This window comes from Caballeronia sp. Sq4a (genome assembly GCF_023170545.1).
GTDB lineage: Bacteria > Pseudomonadota > Gammaproteobacteria > Burkholderiales > Burkholderiaceae > Caballeronia.
Genome location: NZ_CP084250.1, coordinates 1,081,112 through 1,101,153 on the forward strand (window position 1 = coordinate 1,081,112; position 20,042 = coordinate 1,101,153).

Annotated in this window: 21 protein-coding genes; 14 read left to right on the forward strand and 7 right to left on the reverse strand. The window is 66.0% G+C overall.

What is annotated here, in order from left to right:
* The first annotated feature begins 17 nt into the window (after positions 1–17).
* From LDZ24_RS04975 to LDZ24_RS05030, 12 genes are all read left to right on the forward strand, one after another.
* The gene (locus LDZ24_RS04975) at positions 18–416 is read left to right on the forward strand and encodes a hypothetical protein (RefSeq protein ID WP_206467959.1); all 399 of its coding nucleotides are present in this window, start codon (positions 18–20) and stop codon (positions 414–416) included.
* Between the two features lie 270 nt (positions 417–686).
* Positions 687–1,376, forward strand: a complete 690-nt coding sequence (locus LDZ24_RS04980) for an ABC transporter permease (RefSeq protein WP_175940037.1) — start codon at positions 687–689, stop codon at positions 1,374–1,376.
* An 11-nt stretch (positions 1,377–1,387) separates the two neighbouring features.
* Complete coding sequence (locus LDZ24_RS04985; RefSeq protein WP_248321926.1) at positions 1,388–2,101, forward strand: ABC transporter permease; 714 nt, start codon at positions 1,388–1,390, stop codon at positions 2,099–2,101.
* Positions 2,102–2,134: 33 nt separating this feature from the next.
* The gene (locus LDZ24_RS04990; protein WP_206467962.1) at positions 2,135–2,950 is read left to right on the forward strand and encodes an ABC transporter ATP-binding protein; all 816 of its coding nucleotides are present in this window, start codon (positions 2,135–2,137) and stop codon (positions 2,948–2,950) included.
* A 70-nt stretch (positions 2,951–3,020) separates the two neighbouring features.
* On the forward strand, positions 3,021–3,989 hold the full coding sequence (locus LDZ24_RS04995; protein WP_248322280.1) for a GlxA family transcriptional regulator: 969 nt from the start codon (positions 3,021–3,023) through the stop codon (positions 3,987–3,989).
* 130 nt (positions 3,990–4,119) lie between these two features.
* Positions 4,120–5,349 carry an aspartate aminotransferase family protein gene (locus tag LDZ24_RS05000; RefSeq protein ID WP_248321928.1) on the forward strand — a complete coding sequence of 410 codons (1,230 nt, stop codon included), beginning with the start codon at positions 4,120–4,122 and terminating at the stop codon, positions 5,347–5,349.
* A 34-nt stretch (positions 5,350–5,383) separates the two neighbouring features.
* Complete coding sequence (gene aruF / locus LDZ24_RS05005) at positions 5,384–6,430, forward strand: arginine/ornithine succinyltransferase subunit alpha (protein WP_248321930.1); 1,047 nt, start codon at positions 5,384–5,386, stop codon at positions 6,428–6,430.
* Complete coding sequence (gene astA / locus LDZ24_RS05010) at positions 6,427–7,455, forward strand: arginine N-succinyltransferase (protein WP_206467966.1); 1,029 nt, start codon at positions 6,427–6,429, stop codon at positions 7,453–7,455. The genes aruF and astA overlap by 4 nt, the downstream gene beginning before the upstream one ends.
* 12 nt (positions 7,456–7,467) lie before the next feature.
* Positions 7,468–8,940: a succinylglutamate-semialdehyde dehydrogenase gene (astD, locus tag LDZ24_RS05015; RefSeq protein WP_248321932.1), complete on the forward strand. Its 1,473-nt coding sequence runs from the start codon at positions 7,468–7,470 to the stop codon at positions 8,938–8,940.
* 15 nt (positions 8,941–8,955) lie between these two features.
* Entirely contained in the window at positions 8,956–10,332 is a 1,377-nt protein-coding gene (gene astB, locus LDZ24_RS05020; RefSeq protein ID WP_248321934.1) for an N-succinylarginine dihydrolase, read from the forward strand.
* Positions 10,316–11,329 carry a succinylglutamate desuccinylase gene (astE, locus tag LDZ24_RS05025; RefSeq protein ID WP_248321936.1) on the forward strand — a complete coding sequence of 338 codons (1,014 nt, stop codon included), beginning with the start codon at positions 10,316–10,318 and terminating at the stop codon, positions 11,327–11,329. The genes astB and astE overlap by 17 nt, the downstream gene beginning before the upstream one ends.
* A gap of 262 nt (positions 11,330–11,591) precedes the next feature.
* Positions 11,592–12,404 carry an ABC transporter substrate-binding protein gene (locus LDZ24_RS05030; RefSeq protein ID WP_248321938.1) on the forward strand — a complete coding sequence of 271 codons (813 nt, stop codon included), beginning with the start codon at positions 11,592–11,594 and terminating at the stop codon, positions 12,402–12,404.
* 64 nt (positions 12,405–12,468) lie between these two features.
* Here LDZ24_RS05030 and LDZ24_RS05035 read toward each other — a convergent pair whose 3' ends face one another.
* Genes LDZ24_RS05035 through LDZ24_RS05060 form a run of 6 tightly spaced genes read right to left on the reverse strand, consistent with a single transcriptional unit; the run spans position 12,469 to position 17,848 of the window.
* Positions 12,469–12,861, reverse strand: coding sequence for a type II toxin-antitoxin system death-on-curing family toxin (locus tag LDZ24_RS05035; protein WP_248321940.1), 393 nt, complete (start codon positions 12,859–12,861; stop codon positions 12,469–12,471).
* The gene (locus tag LDZ24_RS05040; RefSeq protein ID WP_248321942.1) at positions 12,861–13,064 is read right to left on the reverse strand and encodes a hypothetical protein; all 204 of its coding nucleotides are present in this window, start codon (positions 13,062–13,064) and stop codon (positions 12,861–12,863) included. Before LDZ24_RS05040 ends, LDZ24_RS05035 begins: the two co-directional genes overlap by 1 nt.
* 18 nt (positions 13,065–13,082) lie before the next feature.
* Positions 13,083–13,946 (reverse strand): HlyD family secretion protein, encoded by an 864-nt coding sequence (locus LDZ24_RS05045; protein WP_206467970.1) that lies wholly within the window; start codon positions 13,944–13,946, stop codon positions 13,083–13,085.
* A gap of 50 nt (positions 13,947–13,996) precedes the next feature.
* Positions 13,997–14,197 (reverse strand): DUF1656 domain-containing protein, encoded by a 201-nt coding sequence (locus tag LDZ24_RS05050; RefSeq protein WP_206467971.1) that lies wholly within the window; start codon positions 14,195–14,197, stop codon positions 13,997–13,999.
* The gene (locus LDZ24_RS05055) at positions 14,187–16,367 is read right to left on the reverse strand and encodes an FUSC family protein (RefSeq protein ID WP_248321944.1); all 2,181 of its coding nucleotides are present in this window, start codon (positions 16,365–16,367) and stop codon (positions 14,187–14,189) included. The genes LDZ24_RS05050 and LDZ24_RS05055 overlap by 11 nt, the downstream gene beginning before the upstream one ends.
* A gap of 11 nt (positions 16,368–16,378) precedes the next feature.
* Positions 16,379–17,848, reverse strand: a complete 1,470-nt coding sequence (locus tag LDZ24_RS05060) for an efflux transporter outer membrane subunit (RefSeq protein WP_248321945.1) — start codon at positions 17,846–17,848, stop codon at positions 16,379–16,381.
* 253 nt (positions 17,849–18,101) lie between these two features.
* Between LDZ24_RS05060 and LDZ24_RS05065 the strand changes: the two genes are divergently transcribed.
* Together LDZ24_RS05065 and LDZ24_RS05070 are read left to right on the forward strand one after the other, a co-directional pair.
* Complete coding sequence (locus tag LDZ24_RS05065; RefSeq protein WP_175940054.1) at positions 18,102–19,040, forward strand: LysR family transcriptional regulator; 939 nt, start codon at positions 18,102–18,104, stop codon at positions 19,038–19,040.
* Between the two features lie 123 nt (positions 19,041–19,163).
* A complete protein-coding gene (locus LDZ24_RS05070) occupies positions 19,164–19,328 on the forward strand; it encodes a hypothetical protein (protein ID WP_248321947.1) in 165 nt (54 codons plus the stop codon).
* Here LDZ24_RS05070 and LDZ24_RS05075 read toward each other — a convergent pair.
* Positions 19,325–20,032 (reverse strand): SOS response-associated peptidase, encoded by a 708-nt coding sequence (locus tag LDZ24_RS05075; protein ID WP_248321949.1) that lies wholly within the window; start codon positions 20,030–20,032, stop codon positions 19,325–19,327. The genes LDZ24_RS05070 and LDZ24_RS05075 overlap by 4 nt on opposite strands.
* Between the last annotated feature and the right edge of the window lie 10 nt (positions 20,033–20,042).

Here is a 20,042-nt window from a genome sequence, read left to right on the forward strand (position 1 = left end):
CCCAACCGGACGCCTTCATGGACGATCAAACCGCCGTTTCCTTTCTCCGCGATGTTCGACATCCGCTGCTCGCGCTGCATCGCGCGGTGCTCGCGCATCTGCGCCACGCGCACGAGGCCGAGTTCGGGCCGGTGTCGCCCGGCGAATTCCTGCAGATCGTGATTAACGGCAGCGCGTATCGCTGGCTTTCGCCGCTATCGACGCTGATCGCCGCCCTCGACGACGTGCTCGACGACGACGAAGCCACGCCGGATGCGCGCGTCGGACACGCGAAGGCGGTCATCGGCATGTTCCGCGCCGAAACGCGCGATCCCGCCTTCGCCGAACGCTTCCTGCCGCTTCTGCAAGAGAGCCCGGAGATCGCGGTCGCCAACGGCCATGTCGTGCAGGTCGTGCGGGGCGTGTCGGCGGGCTGACGGCGCCGCGTCATCCGCTATCGAAAAAGCGACGCAAAAGCACGAATTCCGCACGACGCGCCCATGCGGGTTTTCACGGCTGTCGCGCGTCGCCGACGTTGCAGCGCGGGCGCATGAACCACGCGCCGCGGCCGCGTACCGGATGCTGCATCGCAGCAAGCCGACGCCGCTTCTTTGAGCGATTATTTTTCGCTTGCGACTATCCGCGCCAATCCGGGAGGCGCGCATCGGCAGAACCGCCGCCTCCGTTAGACGAAACAGGAGGCGCTCATGTCGCTGTACGGCTTCGGCCCGCTGCTCTGGGCGGGCGCAAAGGAAACGCTCGCGCTCGCGCTGCTTTCGCTCGCGGTGTCGGTGTTGCTAGGACTGGTCGGCGCGTCGGCGAAGCTTTCGCGGCACGGACTCTTGCGCGGCATCGCGACCGCGTACACGACGCTCATCCGCTCCGTGCCCGATCTCGTGCTGATGCTGCTGCTCTTCTACAGCATCCAGATCGCCATCAACCACGTCACCGATGCGTTCGGCTGGGATCAGTTCGACATCGACCCGTTCACGGCGGGCGTGCTCACGCTCGGCTTCATCTACGGCGCGTATTTCACCGAGACGTTTCGCGGCGCGTTTCTCGCGGTGCCGCGCGGCCAGCTCGAAGCGGGCAGCGCGTATGGCATGAGCGGCATGCGCGTGTTCGGCCGCATCCTGTTTCCGCAGATGATGCGTTTCGCGCTGCCGGGTATCGGCAACAACTGGCAAGTACTCGTGAAGGCGACGGCGCTCGTGTCGATCATCGGCCTCGCGGATGTGGTGAAGGCCGCGCAGGACGCGGGCAAGAGCACGTTCAACATGTTCTTCTTCATTTTGATCGCCGCGCTCATCTATCTCGCCATCACCACGGCGTCGAACTTCGTGCTGATGGCGCTGGAACAACGCTATTCGACGGGCGTGCGCCACGCCGATCTTTGAGGACAGAGACCATGATGTCGATCTTCGCCGAATACTGGCGTCCGTTTCTGTATTCCGACGGCATGCGCGCGTCGGGCCTCGTCGTGACGCTGTGGCTGCTCGCGGCGTCCATTGCCATCGGCTTCTGCGCGGCCGTGCCGCTCGCGTGCGCGCGGGTCTCGAAGCGCCGCTGGCTCTCGACGCCCGTGCGCCTCTACACGTATGTGTTTCGCGGCACGCCACTGTACGTGCAACTGCTGCTGCTCTACACGGGCATGTACAGCCTGGAATTCGTGCGCACGCATTCCGTGCTCGAAGCGTTCTTTCGCAGCGGCTTCAACTGCGCGGTGCTCGCGTTCGCGCTGAACACCTGCGCCTACACGACCGAAATCTTCGCCGGCGCGATCCGCGCGATTCCGCATGGCGAAGTCGAAGCCGCGCGCGCCTACGGCATGGGCACCTTCACGATGTATCGCCGCGTGATCCTGCCGTCCGCGCTGCGCCGCGCCTTGCCTTTGTACAGCAACGAAGTGATCCTGATGCTGCACGCGACCACCGTCGCGTTCACGGCGACGGTGCCGGACATCCTGAAGGTCGCGCGCGATGCGAATTCCGCGACGTATGAATCGTTCGGTTCGTTCGGCATCGCTGCGCTTCTGTATCTGGCGATCTCGTTCGCGCTCGTCGCGGCGTTTCGACGCGCGGAGCGGCGCTGGCTCGCGTACCTGAGCCCGTCGCGCGCCTGACGAGCGGTAAAATTCCAAGCCGTGCGGAGAATCATGTCATCACCCGAGGAGATTGCGTTGGAGCCGAAAGCCAAAGACGTCGCGACGAAGCTCGTCGCCGAGGACATCCACAAACGCTACGGCGACAACGAAGTGTTGAAGGGCGTGTCGCTCGCGGCGCGCGCGGGCGATGTCATCAGCATCATCGGCGCAAGCGGCTCGGGCAAGAGCACGTTCCTGCGCTGCATCAACTTTCTGGAAAAGCCGAACGCGGGGCAGATCGTGGTGGATGGCGAAGCCGTGCGCACGAAGACCGACCGCAACGGCAATCTCGAAGTGGCCGATCACAAGCAGCTTCAGCGCGTGCGCACGAAGCTCGCGATGGTCTTTCAGCACTTCAATCTCTGGTCGCACATGACGGCCATCGAGAACGTGATGGAAGCGCCCATTCACGTGCTCGGCGTCTCGAAGAAGGAAGCCGAGGACCGCGCCCGCGAGTATCTGGAGAAAGTCGGCCTGCCGCCGCGCGTGGAAAAGCAGTATCCGTCGCATCTGTCGGGCGGGCAGCAGCAGCGCGTCGCGATTGCGCGCGCGCTCGCCATGCATCCGGACGTGATGCTCTTCGACGAACCCACGTCCGCGCTCGACCCCGAACTCGTCGGCGAAGTGCTCAAGGTCATGCAGCGGCTCGCCGAAGAAGGCCGCACGATGATCGTCGTAACGCATGAAATGGGCTTCGCGCGCAACGTGTCGAATCACGTCATGTTCCTGCATCAGGGACGCACGGAAGAAGAAGGCGCGCCCTCCGAGGTGTTGAGCGCGCCGAAGAGCGAGCGCCTGAAGCAGTTCCTGTCGGGCAGTCTCAAGTAACGTGGCGAGCGCTTCGGGCCCGACGCGCGGGCCGCTGCAAGTGGCGATCGTGGCGCTGCCGCCGGTATCGATGAGCGGCATCGCGCCGATCATCGACAGTCTCGCGCTTGCCAACGAAATCGACGGGCATCGTCTCTACGACTGGCGCGTCTGTTCGTGGGACGGCCGTCCGGTGCCGCTTTCGGGCGGCGCGCAGCTTCCCGCCGACTGCGCCTTCAACGACGCCGTCCATTGCGACTGGCTGATCGTCGTATCGGAACGCTATCAGCAGTTCGCCGACTACCGGCTCTTTCTCGCGAGCCTCGCGCGCGTCGCGCCGCGCACGCCGCTCGTCTCCGGCATTCATCACGGCGTCTGGTGGCTCGCGATGGCCGGACAACTCGCGCAGTATCGCGTGGCGGTGAACTGGGAGACGTACCAGCAGTTCACCGAGCAGTTCGAGCGCGCGATCGTCTCGCAGCAGATCTTCGAAATCGACCGCGACCGCGCGACATGCGCCGGCGGTCAGGCGAGCATCGACTTCATGCTCGCGATGATCGCCCGCGATCACGGGCAGGATCTGGCGGAGCGCATCGCGGATTCGCTCGGCGTCGGCGCGTTGCGCGCGGGCACGGAGCGCCAGCGCATACCGTTCGTGACCGCGCCGGGCGAGCGGCATCCGCGCCTGAACGACGCGCTGCAACTCATGGAAGCGAATATCGAAGACCCGCTGTCCACCGATGACATAGCAAATCTCGTCGGCATCTCGCGCAGGCAACTGGAGCGGCTCTTCCGTCAGTATCTCGGCGCGATGCCCTCGAAGTATTACCTCAATCTGCGTCTGACGAAGGCGCGCACGCAATTGCAGCGCACGAGCAAGTCCGTGGTGCAGATCAGTCTCGCGTGCGGGTTTTCATCGGCGGCGCATTTTTCCAATGCGTATCGCGACCGCTTTGGCGTGACGCCGCGCGAGGAGCGGCGCAACTGGATCGAAAAGCAGCGCGGCGCGCTCGACGAACCGCGCGGCGGGGCGTTGATCGAACCGCCCGGGTCTCGTTGAATCGACGCTTGAGCCTAGCGTGAAAGCGCATGAAAGCATGTCGCGAACGCGCAAGACGGAACGCACGCAAGCGCCTAATATCGAAAGCATTGCAATACGACTGCAGCAAGAACCCGTAGAGGAGTGGCACATGACCGACATCAATGTGAATCGCGGTACGTTCGACGAAGTAATGGTTCCGGTGTTTTCGCCCGCCAATTTCGTGCCGGACAGAGGCCGCGGCTCGCGCGTATGGGACACCGAAGGCCGCGATTACATCGACTTCGCCGGCGGCATCGCGGTGACGGCGCTGGGCCACGCCCATCCCGAACTGCTCAAGGTGCTGCACGAGCAGGGCGAGAAGCTCTGGCACATCGGCAACGGCTATACGAACGCGCCGGTATTGCGTCTCGCGAAACGCCTGACGGACCTGACTTTCGCGGATCGCGCGTTCTTCGCGAACTCGGGCGCGGAGGCGAACGAAGCGGCGTTGAAGCTCGCGCGCCGCTACGCCATCGACAAGTTCGGTCCCGAGAAGATCGAGATCATCTCGTTCACGCAGTCGTTTCATGGCCGCACGTTCTTCACGGTGAGCGTCGGCGGCCAGCCGAAGTACGCGGAAGGCTTTGGGCCGCAGCCGCAAGGCATCCGCCATCTGCCGTATAACGATCTCGCGCAGGCGCTCGAAGCCATCGGGGACAAGACGTGCGCGGTGATCGTGGAGCCGGTGCAGGGCGAAGGCGGCGTGCTGCCCGCCGATCCCGCGTTCCTGAAGGGCCTGCGCGAAGCGTGCGACAAGCACGGCGCTTTGTTGATTTTCGACGAAGTGCAGACGGGCGTCGGCCGCACGGGCACCTTCTACGCTTACATGCAATACGGCGTGACGCCCAACATCCTCACGACCGCGAAGGCGCTCGGCAACGGCTTTCCCATCGGCGCGATGCTGACGACCGATGAGATCGCGCAGCACTTCAAGGTCGGCGTTCACGGCACGACGTACGGCGGCAATCCGCTCGGCGCGTCCATCGCGGAGAAGGTCGTCGAACTGATCAGCGATCCGAAATTGCTCGAAGGCGTCGGCGCGCGCAGCGAAGCGATCAAGGCGCATCTTGCGCGTATCAACGAGCGTTTCGGCCTGTTCAAAGACATTCGCGGCCGCGGTCTTTTGATCGGCGCGGAACTCGCCGACGCCTACAAGGACCGCGCGAAGGACGTGCTGAACGCGGCGGCGGCCAACGGCGTCATCATGCTGATCGCCGGGCCGAACGTGCTGCGCTTCGCGCCGTCGCTCATCATGCCGATGGCCGATCTCGACGAAGGCTTCGCGCGCATCGGGCAGGCGATCGAGCAGTTCGTGGGCGCGACGGCTGTCGCGCGCTGATTCATCGTTGATCACCGCTTTACAGGAAACGGCGATGCTATTCGTTCGTCCGGCAAGACTCTCCGATCTCGACGAGCTGGAGCGCATGGCGCGCTCGGCCGCGCCCGTGCTGCACTCGTTGCCGCGCGACCGGCGCGCGCTGGAAACGCGCGTCGCGCTCTCCGAAGATTCGTTCCGCGCCGAAGTCGATTTTCCGGGCGAGGAGTTCTATCTCTTCGTGCTGGAAGACGCGCAGAGCGGCAAGCTCTACGGCACGTCGAGCATCGCCGCGTCGGCGGGCTATTCCGAGCCGTTCTACACGTTTCGCAACGACGCGCTGATCCACGCATCGCGCGAACTCAAGGTGAACCGCAAGATTCACGCGCTCACCATGTCGCACGAACTGACGGGCAAGAGCCGGCTCACGGGCTTCTATATCGATCCGTCGCTGCGCACGCCCGAGGGCGAAGCCACGGCGCATCTGCTTTCGCGCGCCCGCATGATGTACATCGCGGCGAACCGCAAGCGGTTTTCGAGCGAAGTGTTCTCGCTGATGCTCGGCGTCACCGATGACGCGGGCGTGTCGCCGTTCTGGGAAGCCGTCGGCCGCAAGTTCTTCGGCCGCGACTTCGAGCAGGTGGAACTGGAGTCGGGCGGACGCAGCCGCACGTTCATCGCCGAAGTCATGCCGACGTATCCGCTCTACGTGCCGCTTCTGCCCGGCGAGGCGCAGCGCGTGCTCGGCGAGCCGAACGCGAGCACGCTGCTCGCCTACGACATTCATCTCGAAGAAGGCTTCGAGCCGGATCGTTTCGTCGATATCTTCGACGCCGGCCCGGTGCTGACCCTCGCCGTGGACAAGAGCGCATCCGCGAGTTCGGGCGAACTGCGCGCGGTGCGCGAAGGCACGGACACGAAAGGCGCGGCGTATCTCGTCGCGGCGGGCGGGGCGCACGAGTTCCGCTGCATCGTCGCGGAACTGATGGGCACGCGCTCGGACGGCGCGGCGTTGAGCGCCGATGCGTTCGGCGCGCTCGGCGTCGCGGAAAAAGACACGGTGCGCTGCGTGCCGCTGCATCAAGCCTCGGGAGAATTGCAATGATCGTCGTGCGCTGCGTGCAGCCGGGAGATGTCGACGCGCTCGTCGCGCTGGCGCTGGAAACGGGCCCGGGGCTCACCACGTTCAAGCCGGATCGCGCCGCGCTGGCGGCACGCGTCGAACGGGCGCGGCGCACGCTCGCGGGCGAGGCCGAGCCGTTCGAAGCGGGCTACTTCTTCGTGATGGAAGACACCGCCACGGGCGACGTCGCGGGCGTGTGCGGCATCGAAACGGAAGTCGGGCTGGAGCAGCCGTTCTACAACTATCGCGTGTCGACGGTCGTTCATGCGAGCAAGGACATGGGCGTGTGGACGCGCATGTCGCTGCTCAACATCTCGCACGATCTCACGGGCTACTCGGAAGTCTGCTCGCTGTTCCTGAGCCCGCGTTATCGCACGGCAGGCGTGGGCGGGTTGCTGTCGCGGTCGCGGTTCATGTTCATCGCGCAATTCCGGGAACGCTTTCCGCAGCGGCTGTGCGCGGAGTTGCGCGGCCATTTCGACGAGAACGGCGAATCGCCGTTCTGGAACGCGGTCGGCTCGCACTTCTATCAGATCGACTTCAACGAAGCCGATTACCTGAGCTCCCACGGCAAGAAGTCGTTCCTCGCGGAACTGATGCCGCGCTATCCGGTGTATCTGGACTTGCTGCCGGAGTCCGCGCAGCAGACGGTCGGCGTCACGCACCGCGACACCGCGCCCGCGCGCAAGATGCTCGAAGCCGAAGGCCTGCGTTACGAGAACCACGTCGATATTTTCGATGCCGGTCCGGTGCTCGAATGCCACATCGCGGACTTGCGCACGGTGCGCGAAAGCGTGCTGGCGACCGTGCGCATCGGCGAGCGCGACGACGCGCAGAGCGATGCGAAGAGCCTCGTGTCGAACACCTCGCTCGACGACTTCCGCTGCGGCGCAACCACCGGCGCGGTCGACGACGGCACGTTCCTGCTGACCGCCGAAGAAGCCGCCGCCTTGCGCGTGAAGAACGGCGACACCGTGCGCGTGCTGACATCGCAGCGCGCGAAATAACTGAGAGACGTCATGGATATCCGAAACCAGTTGTATATCGGCGGTGAGTGGCAGGACGGGCAGGGCGCGGCGTTCGCGTCGCGCAATCCGGCAAGCGATGAAACCGTGTGGCAAGGCGCGAGCGCATCCGCCGACGACGTGGATCGCGCGGTATCGGCGGCGCGGCGCGCGTTCGCGTCGTGGTCGGCCGTGAGCTTCGATGAACGCGCCGCGGTCGCGAAGCGTTTCGCGTCGCTGCTGAACGAAAACAAGGAATCGCTCGCGCACGCCATCGGCCGCGAAACCGGCAAGCCGCTGTGGGAAGCGCGCACCGAAGTGGCGTCGATGGCCGCGAAGGTCGACATCTCCGTGCAGGCCTATAACGAACGCACCGGCGAAAAGCGCGCGCCGATGGCCGATGGCGTCGCCGTGCTGCGGCACCGGCCGCATGGCGTGGTCGCCGTATTCGGTCCGTACAACTTTCCGGGGCACTTGCCGAACGGCCACATCGTGCCGGCGCTGATCGCGGGCAACGCGGTCGTGTTCAAGCCTTCGGAACTCGCGCCGGGCGTCGCGGCGGCGACCGTCGCGCTGTGGATCGAAGCGGGGCTGCCCGCGGGCGTGCTCAATCTCGTGCAAGGCGAAAAGGACACGGGCGTCGCGCTCGCCAACCATCGGCAGATCGACGGGCTGTTCTTCACCGGCAGTTCGGATACGGGCACGCTGTTGCATCGCCAGTTCGGCGGGCGGCCGGAAATCGTGCTGGCGCTGGAAATGGGCGGCAACAATCCGCTCATCGTCGCGCCGGTCGCGGACATCGACGCAGCCGTGCATCACACGATTCAATCGGCGTTTCTTTCGGCCGGTCAGCGTTGCACGTGCGCGCGCCGTCTTTTCGTCCCGGACGATGCATTCGGCGAGCGCTTCCTGCAACGCTTCACGGAAGTGAGCGCGGGCATCCGCATCGGCGCCTACGACGACGAGCCGCAGCCGTTCATGGGCGCGGTCATCTCGGCGCGGGCGGCGGCGCGGCTCGTCGCGGCGCAAACGCAACTGATCGAAGCCGGCGCACGGCCCTTGCTGACGATGCAGCAGCGCGCGGCGAATCTCGGTTTCGTCACGCCCGCGATTCTGGATGTGACCGACGCCCGCGACGTTCCCGACGAAGAGCACTTTGGCCCGATGGTGCAGTTGACGCGCTACAAGACCTTCGATGAAGCCATCGAGCGCGCGAACGACACGGCGTTCGGCCTTTCCGCCGGCCTGCTCGCCGACGACGAAACCGCCTGGAGACACTTCCAGCGCACGATTCGCGCGGGCATCGTCAACTGGAACCGGCCGACCAACGGCGCGTCGTCGGCGGCGCCGTTCGGCGGCGTCGGGCGCTCGGGCAACCATCGGCCGAGCGCGTATTACGCGGCGGATTACTGTTCGTATCCGATGGCGTCCGTCGAAAGCGCGCAATTGCAGATGCCCGCGAGCGTATCGCCGGGTCTCACGTTCTAAGCACCGGAATCCGACATGCAGGCACAGCAAGCCAATCAGTCCCACGAAGCTCGCGCGGCGAGCGAAGCGAATTTCGACGGGCTCGTCGGGCCGACGCACAACTATGCGGGGCTGTCGTTCGGCAACGTGGCGTCGCGCAATAACGAGAAGTCCGTCGCGAATCCGAAGGCCGCGGCGAAGCAGGGCTTGCGCAAGATGAAGCGGCTCGCCGACCTGGGCTTTCATCAGGGCGTGCTGCCGCCGCTCGAACGTCCGTCGATCCGGCTCTTGAGAAGTCTCGGATTCACCGGAACGGACGCCGCCGTGATCGAGCGCGCCGCCCGCGAAGCGCCGGAACTGCTCGCCGCCGCGAGTTCGGCTTCCGCGATGTGGACCGCCAACGCCGCGACCGTGAGCCCTTCGGCCGATACCGCCGATGGCCGCGTCCACTTCACGCCCGCGAATCTGGCGGCGAAGCTGCATCGCGCGATCGAGCATGGCGAAACGCGCCGCTCGCTCGCCGCGATTTTCGCCGACGAAGCGCGCTTTCGCATTCATCATGCGCTGCCGGGCACGCCCGCGCTCGGCGACGAAGGCGCGGCCAATCACACGCGGTTCGCGCGGGAATACGGCGAGAAGGGCGTCGAGTTCTTCGTGTATGGCCGCAGCGAATACGGCCAGGGGCCGCAGCCGCAGCGCTTTCCCGCGCGGCAGACGCTGGAGGCGAGCCGCGCCGTCGCGCGCCTGCATGGACTCTCGGACGCGTCGACGGTGTTCGCGCAGCAATCCCCCGATGTGATCGACGCCGGCGTGTTCCACAACGACGTCATCGCGGTCGGCAATCGCACGACGCTGTTCTGCCACGAGCGGGCGTTCGTCGATCAGCAGAAGGTCTACGACGAGCTCGCCGCGAAGCTCGCGCAACACGGCGCGGCGTTCACGGCGCTCGAAGTGCCGCAGAGCGAAGTGAGCGTGGCGGATGCGGTGTCGTCGTATCTGTTCAATAGCCAGTTGCTGTCGCGGGCGGACGGCACGCAAGTGCTCGTCGTGCCGCAGGAATGCCGCGAGAACGAGCGCGTGGCGGCGTATCTGGATTCGCTCGCCACGCGCGCGACGCCTATCGACGAAGTGCTCGTCTTCGATCTGCGCGAGAGCATGAAAAACGGCGGCGGCCCAGCGTGCCTGCGGCTGCGCGTCGTGCTCAACGTTGCTGAGCGCGCGGCGGTGAACCCCGGCGTGTGGATGAACGACGCGCTTTTTGCGCGCCTCGACGCGTGGATCGACACGCATTATCGCGATCGCCTCGCGCCCGCCGATCTCGCCGATCCGCAACTGTTGGATCAATCGCGCAGGGCGCTCGACGAACTGACGACGCTTCTCGGACTGGGCGCGATCTATGACTTCCAGCACTGAGCTTCTCGACGACTTTCTCGCGTTCTGTCTCGCGGGGAAGCAGCCGCCGGTTGCGTCCGGCACGGCGGCATCCGGCGTGCGCTGGACGTGGCAGAGCGAAGGCGTCTTGCTGCTGGAACCCGCCGCGCAACCCGCGACGCATAGCGTGATTGCGTCGGCCGGCATTCACGGCGATGAAACCGCGCCGATCGAAATGCTGTCGCGCCTTGTCGCCGATATCGCGAGCGGGAAGGCCGCGCTCGCAGCCCGCGTGCTGGTGATCCTCGGCAACATCGGCGCGATGCGAGCGGGCGTGCGCTATGCCGACGACGACCTCAATCGCCTCTTCAGCGGCCGTCACGCGAACTTGCCTGCAAGCGCGGAAGCGCCGCGCGCAGCCGAGCTCGAACGCGCGGCGCGCGGCTTCTTCGAGGGCGTCGCGCACCCGAAGTGGCATATCGACATGCACACGGCCATTCGCGCGTCGGTCTTCGAGCAGTTCGCGCTGTTGCCGCACACCGGCGCGCCGCTTTCGCGCGCGATGTTCGACTGGCTGCGGGATGCGCGTCTGCAAGCGGTGCTGCTGCACCGGGAGAAGGGCAACACGTTCACGCATTTCACCGCCGAGCAGTGCGGCGCGCTCGCCTGCACGCTCGAACTGGGCAAAGTGCGGCCCTTCGGTCAGAACGATCTCGCGCGCTTCGCGGCATCGGACGCGGCTTTGCGGCGGCTCGTCGCGGGCAGCGCGCCGGTTGAAGAGGCGCCGCTGCGCGTATTCACCGTCGTCGCGCAAATCGACAAGCAGAGCGAAGCATTCGTGCTGAACGTCGCCGCCGATGTGCCGAATTTCACCGCGTTTCCGGCAGGCGCGGAGCTGGCGCGCGACGGCGATTACACCTATCGCGTGACGCATGACGAAGAGCGCATCGTGTTTCCGAATCCCAAGGTGAAGCCGGGCCTGCGCGCGGGTCTGATGGTCGTCGATACTACCGACGCGACGCTCGCATCGCTCGAATAATCCCGCCTCCTCGCGCCCGGACTTGCATGGGCGCGACATCCGCTTGCCAGTTTTCGTTTCCTCTTTTGCCGCACACGCCGCGCGCCGCCGCGCGGGTGCGGCTTCGGGCGCGCGATACAATCGCGGCCCTGTCCATGATGCATTGCATCAAAAGCGCGCGCTTCGTTTGAGCGTTTTTATTGACGCCGCGATTCTGCATTGGCCGGCGTTGTGCCGCATCGGACGACAGATCACGAAACACACTGGAAGGAGATGGCAGTAGATGAAATCGCAATGGATCAACCGCAAATTCGCCGCGCTCGCCGTGCTGGGCGCCATGACCGCCGCGGGCGCCGCGTCGCTGACCGCGCACGCCGCCGATAACATGAAGGAACTGCGCTTCGGCGTGGAGGCGTCGTACGCGCCGTTCGAATCGAAGACGCCGGCGGGCGAACTGACCGGCTTCGATATCGACATCGGCAACGCGGTCTGCGCGAAGCTCAAGATGAAGTGCGTGTGGGTCGAGAACTCGTTCGACGGGCTGATTCCGGCCCTGGAGGCGCGCAAGTTCGACGGCATCAATTCGGACATGACGATCACCGACAAGCGCAAGCTCGCGATCGACTTCACCGATCCCATCTACACGATTCCGAACCAGCTGATCGCGAAGAAGGGCAGCGCGATTCTCCCGACGGTGGACGGCCTGAAGGGCAAGCGCGTCGGCGTGCTGCAGGGCTCGATTCAGGAGACGTACGCGAAGGCGAAGTGGGCGCCCGCGGGCATCGATATCGAGTCGTATCAGGCGCAGGACCAGATTTACGCGGATCTGGCGTCGGGGCGTCTGGATGCGGCGTTCCAGGATGCCGAGGCGGCGTCGAAGGGCTTCCTGAAGCAGCCGCAGGGCGCGGGCTTCGCGTTCGCGGGTCCGGCGGTGACGGACGACAAGCTGTTGGGCTCGGGCGTGGGCTTCGGCGTGCGCAAGAGCGACAAGGCCCTGAAGGACGCGCTCAACCGCGCGCTGAAGGAACTGAAGGACGACGGCTCCATCGACCGGCTTGCCACGAAGTACTTCGATGTGAAGGTGGTGTTGAAGTAATGGCGTGAGGGTGGTGCGAAGCCCGCTTCCGGTCGTGGCCGGGGCGGGCTTTTTTGCGTCGATCTCACGAACACATGCAGACGACAGCCAGATAGTCCGCCAGTTCTTCGCGGTCGATCTTTCCTTCGGCGACTTCGACCATCACTTCGACGAGATCGTCTTCGATATCCACGGTCGAAGCGAGGTCGAATCCCTGCACGCTCAAATACGCCAGCGCACAAACCAGCGCTGTACGTTTGTTTCCATCGTTGAACACGTGGCCTCTTGCGATGGCCACCGCATACATGGCCGCAATCCCGAAGGTATCGTCCAGTCCGGCGTAGTGCGCGTGATTTTCAACGCGAGCCAGAACCGCCTCTACGCCGCCCGGGCCTGCCTGAGCAAAGCCGGGAAGGCCGCCTTCGTGCTCCAGAATGTCATCGTGCACCGCGATGACGTACTGCGCATCGAGCAGCATCAGCGTTTGGCGAGGGCCTTGATCGCGACGTTGTGCGTTCGAATCACCTTCCGCACGGCTTGCATGACGCGTTCGCGCGCCTCAGGCGTGGACATGTCGATACTTCGGTCCGCGCGCGGTGCAATTTTGGCGCGGGGCGGGATCTCGTCGGCCAGCAATCGACCGATTCTTTTGGGTGCCATTTCGATGGGACTCGCGTTCATCCGGATACGCCGAAGCTATCACATCGACGGCGCAATCACCACCGTGCACGTCGTCCCTGCCGCGAGCATGACGCCTTGCGGCACCTCGTCGATTCTCACGCGCACCGGCACGCGTTGCGCGAGCCGCACCCAGTTGAACGTCGGGTTCACATCGGCGAGCAGTTCGCGGCTTTGCGGATTGTCGCGATCATAGATGCCGCGCGAAATGCTCTCGACGTGCCCGGTCAACTCGCCGCCGCTCATCAGGCGAATCTGCGCGCGGTCGCCCACGCGCACGTGCGGCAGCTTCGTTTCCTCGAAGTAGCCGTAGACCCAGAACGAATGACTATCGACAATGGCAAGCTTCGCCGCGCCCGCCGTCGCGTAGTCGCCGCGATATACGTTCAGGTTGGTCACATAGCCGTCCACCGGCGAATAGACCTTCGTGCGCTCGAGATTGAGCTTGGCCGCATCCAGCGCCGCCTGCGCCTGCTGAAGCTGCGCGGCCGCCGTCGATGCCGTCTGCATCGCGTTTTCCTGCGCTTCCTTCGAGACGACGAGGCTGTCCATGTCCGCGCGCCGCGCCGCGTCCGAGCGCCGCATGCGCAGTTCGGCCGCGCGCGCCGCGACGTTCGCCTCGGCCTGCTCGACCGCGATCCGGTAATGCGACGGATCGATCTCCATCAGCAGATCGCCTTTCTTCACGAACTGGTTGTCGCGCACGGGCATCTGCACGACCGCGCCCGACACGTCCGGCGCGACGTTGACCACATCGGCGCGCACGCGGCCATCGCGCGTCCACGGCTCATCCATGTAATGCACCCACAGCATGCGGCCGATGACGAGCGCGGCCGCGAAAATGACGATCGTCATGACGAAGCCGATGATTTTCCTGAGAACCATGATGCAACTCTTGTGAACGTGTGTGAACGTGTATGAGTGAATGAATGCTTCTAGCGATACACCGCGAGCCCGAGCGCGCCGCAGATGCAGACGAGCAGGCTCGCGCGGAACAGCGCCGGATGCCAGACCACGCGATAAATGCCGGTCAGCGCAAGCGCGCGGTCGATCACCCATGTGATCAGCGCGCCCGCGACGAACAGCAGCAGGAGCGTCGGCACATAGGCTTCGAGAATCGCGGTGTCACGCGGCATGGGGCACTCCTTCGGGCGAATCGGTTTCGGGCGCGGCGAACGGCGACTCGGGATCGAGCAGCGCGGTGCGAATGAAATGCAGATGACTCGCGATGCGTTGCAACCGATGCCGCTCCTCGCGCGGACGCTCCGACGCGGCGATGAGACGCTGCACTTCGGCGATGGCGGTTTCCGCGCAGCGCAGCGCGGCGTCGAAGCGCGCCGTGTTTGGGCGATCGAAGAGACGCGCGACGGCATCGAGCGTGGCGTCGATCGCGCGCCGCCAGGGCTGAGAAGCTGCAGACTCCGGCGCGTCGGACAGCGAGGCGATCTCGCGCCGCAAGTCGATGACCGCGCGGCCGACCTCCAGCACCGCAAAGAGCCATTGCAGCGCCTCCCGTTGCAGCGCGGGCCGGCCGGCGGCAAGCGCGTCGATCTGCGAGAGCACGTCGCGGGTGCGGCTTTCGAAGCGCGTCGCGACGTTCGTCAGGCGGCCGCGTCGCGCGAGCACGACTTCACGGCGCAGGTCGGCGAGCAACAGACGCCGCAGCCACGGCGCATCGGTGGGCAGGATGATCGCGAACGCGACGGCCGAGACGATCATCGACAGCACGAGCGCGATCGCGTCGTTCATGAAGCCGGTCGGATCGTAGTGAACGAGGTTGTCCGGCCCCGCGAGAAAGCAGAAGAAGATGCAATAGCCGATGCCCACGCCCGCCACCGCGCGCCGCGTGCTCAGGAACGTGCCGAGCAGGAGCGCCGGCACGAGCGCGACGCACATGAGCACGAAGCCGTCCATGTGCGGGAAGACGCCGAACACGACGATCATGCCGACGACCGCGGCGAGCGCCGTGCCGATGGCCATTTGCGCCGACATGAGCGTCGGGCGCGGCGAGGACGACGCGAGCGCGCAAACCGCCGCCGCGTTCAGCACCATCGTGCCGCCGCTCGGCCACGCGGTCGCGATCCAGAACGCGCTGAGCACGAACATCACGATGGCGCCGCGCACGCCGGAGATCGCGGCGGCGACGAGGTTGGTCTTCGGCACGTAGCGCGCGGTCCAGCGTTCCCGTTCATGCGACGGCGCAGCCAGCGACGCGTACGTTTCCGCGTACGCGAGCATGTCGTCGACGAAGCGGTAGAGTAGTTCGGTCGCGGTGTCGAATTCGAGCGGCGCGAACGCCGCGTCGCTCGCGATCGTCTCGCGCGCCAAACGCACGCGCTTCGGCAGCGCGGCCTTGAAGTCGCGCAATCGCGCGGCGGCGTGCGCGGCTTCGGCCGCATTGCGCACGGGCTGGCCCGCGTCGAGCAACAGCGGCGGCACTTCGTGGATGAACGGCGTCAGCGCCGCGATGGTCGTCGCGGACGCGCTGTCGCGCAGGCGGTTCATCAACTGATGCAGCGCGTGAAAGCGCGTCGAGGCGGTCATGAATTCGCTGTTGAGGCGCGCGAGCCGCCCGCCGCGCCGCCGCGATTCCGGGTGTTCGAACACGGCGACACTGCGCGCCGCCTCGAAGCCGACGACATCGGCGACGAAGCCCAGATTCGCCCGCTCGATCTGCGCGCGCTCCATGTCGCCGGACATCGCGCGGCATACGTAGTCGACGAATTGCGCGAAGCGGCGGCGCACCGTCGCGCGAATCTGCTCGCCCGCGTGCTGCGGAAAAACGAGCGCGCTCACCGTGCCCGCGCAGACGATGCCGAGCGTGACTTCGCCCACGCGCGTGAGCGCCGACAAGTAAGCGCCGTCCGGATGCTGCGCGGCCGGAATGCCGATCAGCGCGGCCGTGTAGCCGGCGAGCACGAAGCCGTACGAGCGGAAATTGCGGTTGCGCGCCGCGCCCGCCGTGCAGATGCCGACCCACAGCGCCGTCGCCGAGAGGAAAAGCACCGGCTGCTGCGCGAAGACGGCGATCAGCGCGAGCATCACGACGAGACCGACCATCGTGCCGCAGAAGCGATAGAAGCTCTTCGCGAGCACCATGCCGCTTTGCGGCTGCATCACGACGAAGACCGTGGTCATCGCGGTGCGCGGCTGCTGCATGTCGAGGCGCATCGCGATCCAGAGCGCGAGCAGGGCCGCGAGCACGGCCTTGAAGATGTAGACCCACGCGAGGCCGTCGGTGCGCGCCCAGTCGGCGAACGCGTCCATCGCGGATGGACGCGCGAGTTTGGCAGTTAAGGACGACATGGGCGTTTCCTCTACTTCTCGCCGGCAATGCGAGCGAACGGCCCGATATGCTTCGACGGCGCGAGCTTCGTCGCGTCCGGTCCGTTCGCGGGATCGTCGATGCCGCCGCCGAGCGCGGCCGTGAGCGTCGCGTACGCGCCGAGCCGTTGCGCCCGCACGCGCGCTTCGCCGTCCTCTGCGCGCAGCAGTTGCGACTGCGCGATGAGCACGTTGACGTAGTCGGTGAGGCCGCGCCTGTAGCCTTCGTTGGCGAGGTCGTAGTTCTTGCGCGCGGCGGCGACCGAGCGGCCCGACGTTTCGAGCTGCGTGTCGAGCGACTGCACGCGCACGACCTGATCGGCGATGTCCTTGAGCGCCGCGACGAGCGTCGCGTTGTAGTGATCGACCGCCTGATCGTATTGCGCCGACGCCGCGCCGAGTTGCGCGCGCAGCCGTCCGCCTTCGAAGATCGGCAGCGAGAGCGCGGGGCCGAACGCGTAGCCGGTCGCCTGGCTCGTCAGGAAGCTCAATAGCGCGCCGCCCGCGAACATCTGCGTGAGCGACGCCGCCAGATTGATGTTCGGGTAGAACTGCGCCTTCGCGACGTCGATGCCGCGCGCCTCTGCCGCGACCATCCAGCGCGCCGCGACGATATCCGGCCGATGCCCGACGAGTTCCGCGGGCAACGAGGAGGGCAGCGGCAGCGGCGTCGCGAGCGACAGCGCCGGGCGCCTGAGCGCTTCGCCCGCGCCGGGGCCCTCGCCCGCCAGCGCGGCCAGTTGATGACGGGCGAGCTGGATCGCTTCCTTGTACAGATCGATCTGCCGTTCGTACTCGGGCAACGGCGCTTCGGCCTGACTCACTTCGAGCTGCGTGCCGATCCCGCCTTTCAGCCGCCGCCGCGCCAGTTCGGCAATGCGCGCCTGCTGGTCGTACGTTTGCTGCGCGATGTCGAGCAGCGCGAAAGACTGCGAGAAGCCGACGTAGGCGCGCACGACGTTCGTTTCGAGTTCGAGTTGCGCGGCCCGCGCATCGGCGGCCCGCACGTGAGCGACATCGAGCGCGCGCTCGGCGGCGTGCTCGTCGCGGTCCCACAGGTCTAGGTCATAGGAGAGCGTGAGGCCGGCCGTGTTGTCCCAGGTCGTCGCGTCTGCGAAGGGCCCGGGCCCGTAGAACGCGTTGTCCGGCCATTTCTTGCGCGTGACGCTCATGTTGCCGTCCACATGCGGATACAACGCCGAGCGCGCGACGCCCGCCTGTTCGCGCGCCTCGCGCACGCGCGCGGCGGCCATCGCCAGTGTCGGATTGCCGGCCGTCGCGCGGGCGATCCATGCGTCGAGTTGCGGGTCGCGGTAGGCGCGCCACCATTGCGCATCGGGCCAGGCGGCGTCGGCATCGGCGGCGCGCGTGGCCGCTTCGATTGCGTGGCCGGCATCGAGCGTCGAAGCGTCTTTCAGCGAGTCCTGCGGCGCGATGTGGCCCGTGCTTGCGCAGCCGGCCATCGTGAGTATTGTTGTAAGCAGCGCCGCGCAGCTTGCGCGTCTGAACCCCCGGCCTTGCACGTTCCGCTCCTCAATCGTAAAAAGATCGACCAAGCGGTGATTATATTTTTGCAACGATCCGCGAATAACCGGCGCTCACGCAAAGAATTCTTGCAGATCGTGAGAGAATGCGGACTTCTAGCCCATGCAACAATGCAAGGGCAGTCGCTCAGGTCTGACGAGACGACAGGACAGTTCAGGGTCGAAGAACGATATGGACACGCTCCAAAACATGCGCGTATTCGTGCGCGTGGTCGAGGCGGGCAGCTTCACCGCCGCCGCGCAACATCTGAATACGACGACCGCGTACGCGTCGCGGGCGGTGTCGGATCTGGAAGCGCATCTGCGCACGCGCCTTCTGAATCGCACGACGCGCCGCATCGCGTTGACCGAAGCGGGCGAGCGTTACCTGCAACGCTGCGAGCAGATTCTGGCGTATGTCGATCAGGCCGAAGCCGAGGCGAGCGACGCGCACGCGCGTCCGGCCGGCCGTCTGAAGGTGCATTCGATGACGAGCTTCGGCCAGCACTACGTCGTGCCGATGATCTCGCGCTATCAGGAGCGGCATCCGTCAGTGCAAGTCGATCTGACGCTCGCGCAGCGCATGCCGGACTTGCTCGACGAAGGCTACGACGTGTCGCTCGTGCTCGCCTCGGAGCTGCCGGACTCCGGCCTCGTTTCGGCGCGGCTCGGCACGGTGTTCAGCATCGCGTGCGCGTCGCCGGCGTATATCGAAAAGCACGGCGCGCCGCACACCTTGGCCGATCTGGCGCACCACACCTGTCTGCATCTGATCACGCCGGTGTTTCCGCCCGGCCGATGGGTCTTCGACGGACCGAACGGGCAGGAGACCGTGACGCTCGGGCCGTCCACGTTCACGGTGAATGTCGCCGAAGCGATGGTCGTCGCGATTCGCGAGAACATGGGAATCGGCGTGCTGCCGACGTCCTCCGCGCTGCCCGCGCTGCGCGCAGGGACGCTCGTGCGGGTGCTGCCGCAATACACGATGCAGGAGTTGCGGGTCTACGCGCTGTATCCATCGCGCCAGTATCTGGACGCGAAGATCCGCACATGGGTCGAATTCTTGCGCGAGGCGCTGCCGGCGACGCTCGCAGCCGACGAGGAGTCGCTCAAAGAGTTCGTCGCGACCTGATGCGCGCGGCCGAGTCTTTGGTTACCGAATAAAGCGCGGTGCAACACTTGCTTACTCTCGGTTCGTCCGCAGCTTGGTAACGTCTGGACTCCCCTCAACGCAACTTTTCCGGGAAAACGTCGAATGAGTACGCCTTTGTTGTTCGCCCTTGCCGCGCTGCTGGTGTTGGTCGCCGTGCCTGCCTCGCGCGATCTCTTTCAGGCAATGCGCGCCCAGTCCGAGCGTGAGGCCAAGCGGCGCCTCGTGCCGGTGCGGATTGACGGCGAGCGCGACCGCTATCGTCGCTAAGCCGCTTCTAGGGGCTCGATGAGGCGCGGTTCGTCGTTGACCGTGCGATTGACGTCGCTCGTCACGCGATGCCAGACGAAGTGCGCGGCCGGCACGCCATCGCTTTTCACGAGCGCGTGAAGATCGGCGGGCGTGGCCGTCGCGTCCAGCCAGCGCCGGCCTGCCGAGGGCGAGAAGACGAGCGGACGGCGGTCGTGCACATCGACGAGGCCTTCGTCCGCTTTCGACGTCACGATCACGAAGCCCGCGCCCGGCGTCGCGGCGTCTTCATCGCGCACGATGCTCGTGAGCGCCGCGAGAAACATCGGCTCGCCGTCCGCGCGGCGAATGTAATACGGCTGCTTGAACGGCTTGCCCGCGCGATCGCCCGGGCGCGGTTCCACGCGCCATTCGAACCAGCCGTCCGCCGGCACGAGGATGCGCGCGTTGCGCCACAAGTCGCGGAAATACGCGCTCGTCGATGCCGTCTCGACGCGCGCGTTGATCGTCTGCGGCAGCTTCTTTTCCCGGGCCCACGGCGGGCAGTAGCCCCAATGCACCGCGCGGATGGTCTCGTCGGGATAGACCGCGAGCGGATGCGTGCCGGGCGACAGGTTATAGCCCGGGCGGCGGTCGGCGGCGTCCACGAGTACGAACGGGTTTTTCAGATGCAGGCGCTCGGCATAGTGCATCGGCAGTCGGTACTGGCTGATTCGGCCGCACATGGCGTTCCTC

Coding starts and splice junctions, on each gene's coding strand:
- LDZ24_RS05000 (WP_248321928.1), top strand. CDS start 4,120: ATGACCGACATCAATGTGAATCGCGGTACGTTCGACGAAGTAATGGTT.
- LDZ24_RS05045 (WP_206467970.1), bottom strand. CDS start 13,946: ATGGTTCTCAGGAAAATCATCGGCTTCGTCATGACGATCGTCATTTTC.
- LDZ24_RS05050 (WP_206467971.1), bottom strand. CDS start 14,197: ATGCCGCGTGACACCGCGATTCTCGAAGCCTATGTGCCGACGCTCCTG.
- LDZ24_RS04995 (WP_248322280.1), top strand. CDS start 3,021: ATGAGCGGCATCGCGCCGATCATCGACAGTCTCGCGCTTGCCAACGAA.
- LDZ24_RS04975 (WP_206467959.1), top strand. CDS start 18: ATGGACGATCAAACCGCCGTTTCCTTTCTCCGCGATGTTCGACATCCG.
- LDZ24_RS04990 (WP_206467962.1), top strand. CDS start 2,135: ATGTCATCACCCGAGGAGATTGCGTTGGAGCCGAAAGCCAAAGACGTC.
- astE (WP_248321936.1), top strand. CDS start 10,316: ATGACTTCCAGCACTGAGCTTCTCGACGACTTTCTCGCGTTCTGTCTC.
- LDZ24_RS05065 (WP_175940054.1), top strand. CDS start 18,102: ATGGACACGCTCCAAAACATGCGCGTATTCGTGCGCGTGGTCGAGGCG.
- LDZ24_RS05070 (WP_248321947.1), top strand. CDS start 19,164: ATGAGTACGCCTTTGTTGTTCGCCCTTGCCGCGCTGCTGGTGTTGGTC.
- LDZ24_RS04980 (WP_175940037.1), top strand. CDS start 687: ATGTCGCTGTACGGCTTCGGCCCGCTGCTCTGGGCGGGCGCAAAGGAA.
- LDZ24_RS05035 (WP_248321940.1), bottom strand. CDS start 12,861: ATGCTGCTCGATGCGCAGTACGTCATCGCGGTGCACGATGACATTCTG.
- LDZ24_RS05060 (WP_248321945.1), bottom strand. CDS start 17,848: ATGGCCGGCTGCGCAAGCACGGGCCACATCGCGCCGCAGGACTCGCTG.
- aruF (WP_248321930.1), top strand. CDS start 5,384: ATGCTATTCGTTCGTCCGGCAAGACTCTCCGATCTCGACGAGCTGGAG.
- astB (WP_248321934.1), top strand. CDS start 8,956: ATGCAGGCACAGCAAGCCAATCAGTCCCACGAAGCTCGCGCGGCGAGC.
- LDZ24_RS05030 (WP_248321938.1), top strand. CDS start 11,592: ATGAAATCGCAATGGATCAACCGCAAATTCGCCGCGCTCGCCGTGCTG.
- astA (WP_206467966.1), top strand. CDS start 6,427: ATGATCGTCGTGCGCTGCGTGCAGCCGGGAGATGTCGACGCGCTCGTC.
- LDZ24_RS05040 (WP_248321942.1), bottom strand. CDS start 13,064: ATGAACGCGAGTCCCATCGAAATGGCACCCAAAAGAATCGGTCGATTG.
- astD (WP_248321932.1), top strand. CDS start 7,468: ATGGATATCCGAAACCAGTTGTATATCGGCGGTGAGTGGCAGGACGGG.
- LDZ24_RS04985 (WP_248321926.1), top strand. CDS start 1,388: ATGATGTCGATCTTCGCCGAATACTGGCGTCCGTTTCTGTATTCCGAC.
- LDZ24_RS05055 (WP_248321944.1), bottom strand. CDS start 16,367: ATGTCGTCCTTAACTGCCAAACTCGCGCGTCCATCCGCGATGGACGCG.
- LDZ24_RS05075 (WP_248321949.1), bottom strand. CDS start 20,032: ATGTGCGGCCGAATCAGCCAGTACCGACTGCCGATGCACTATGCCGAG.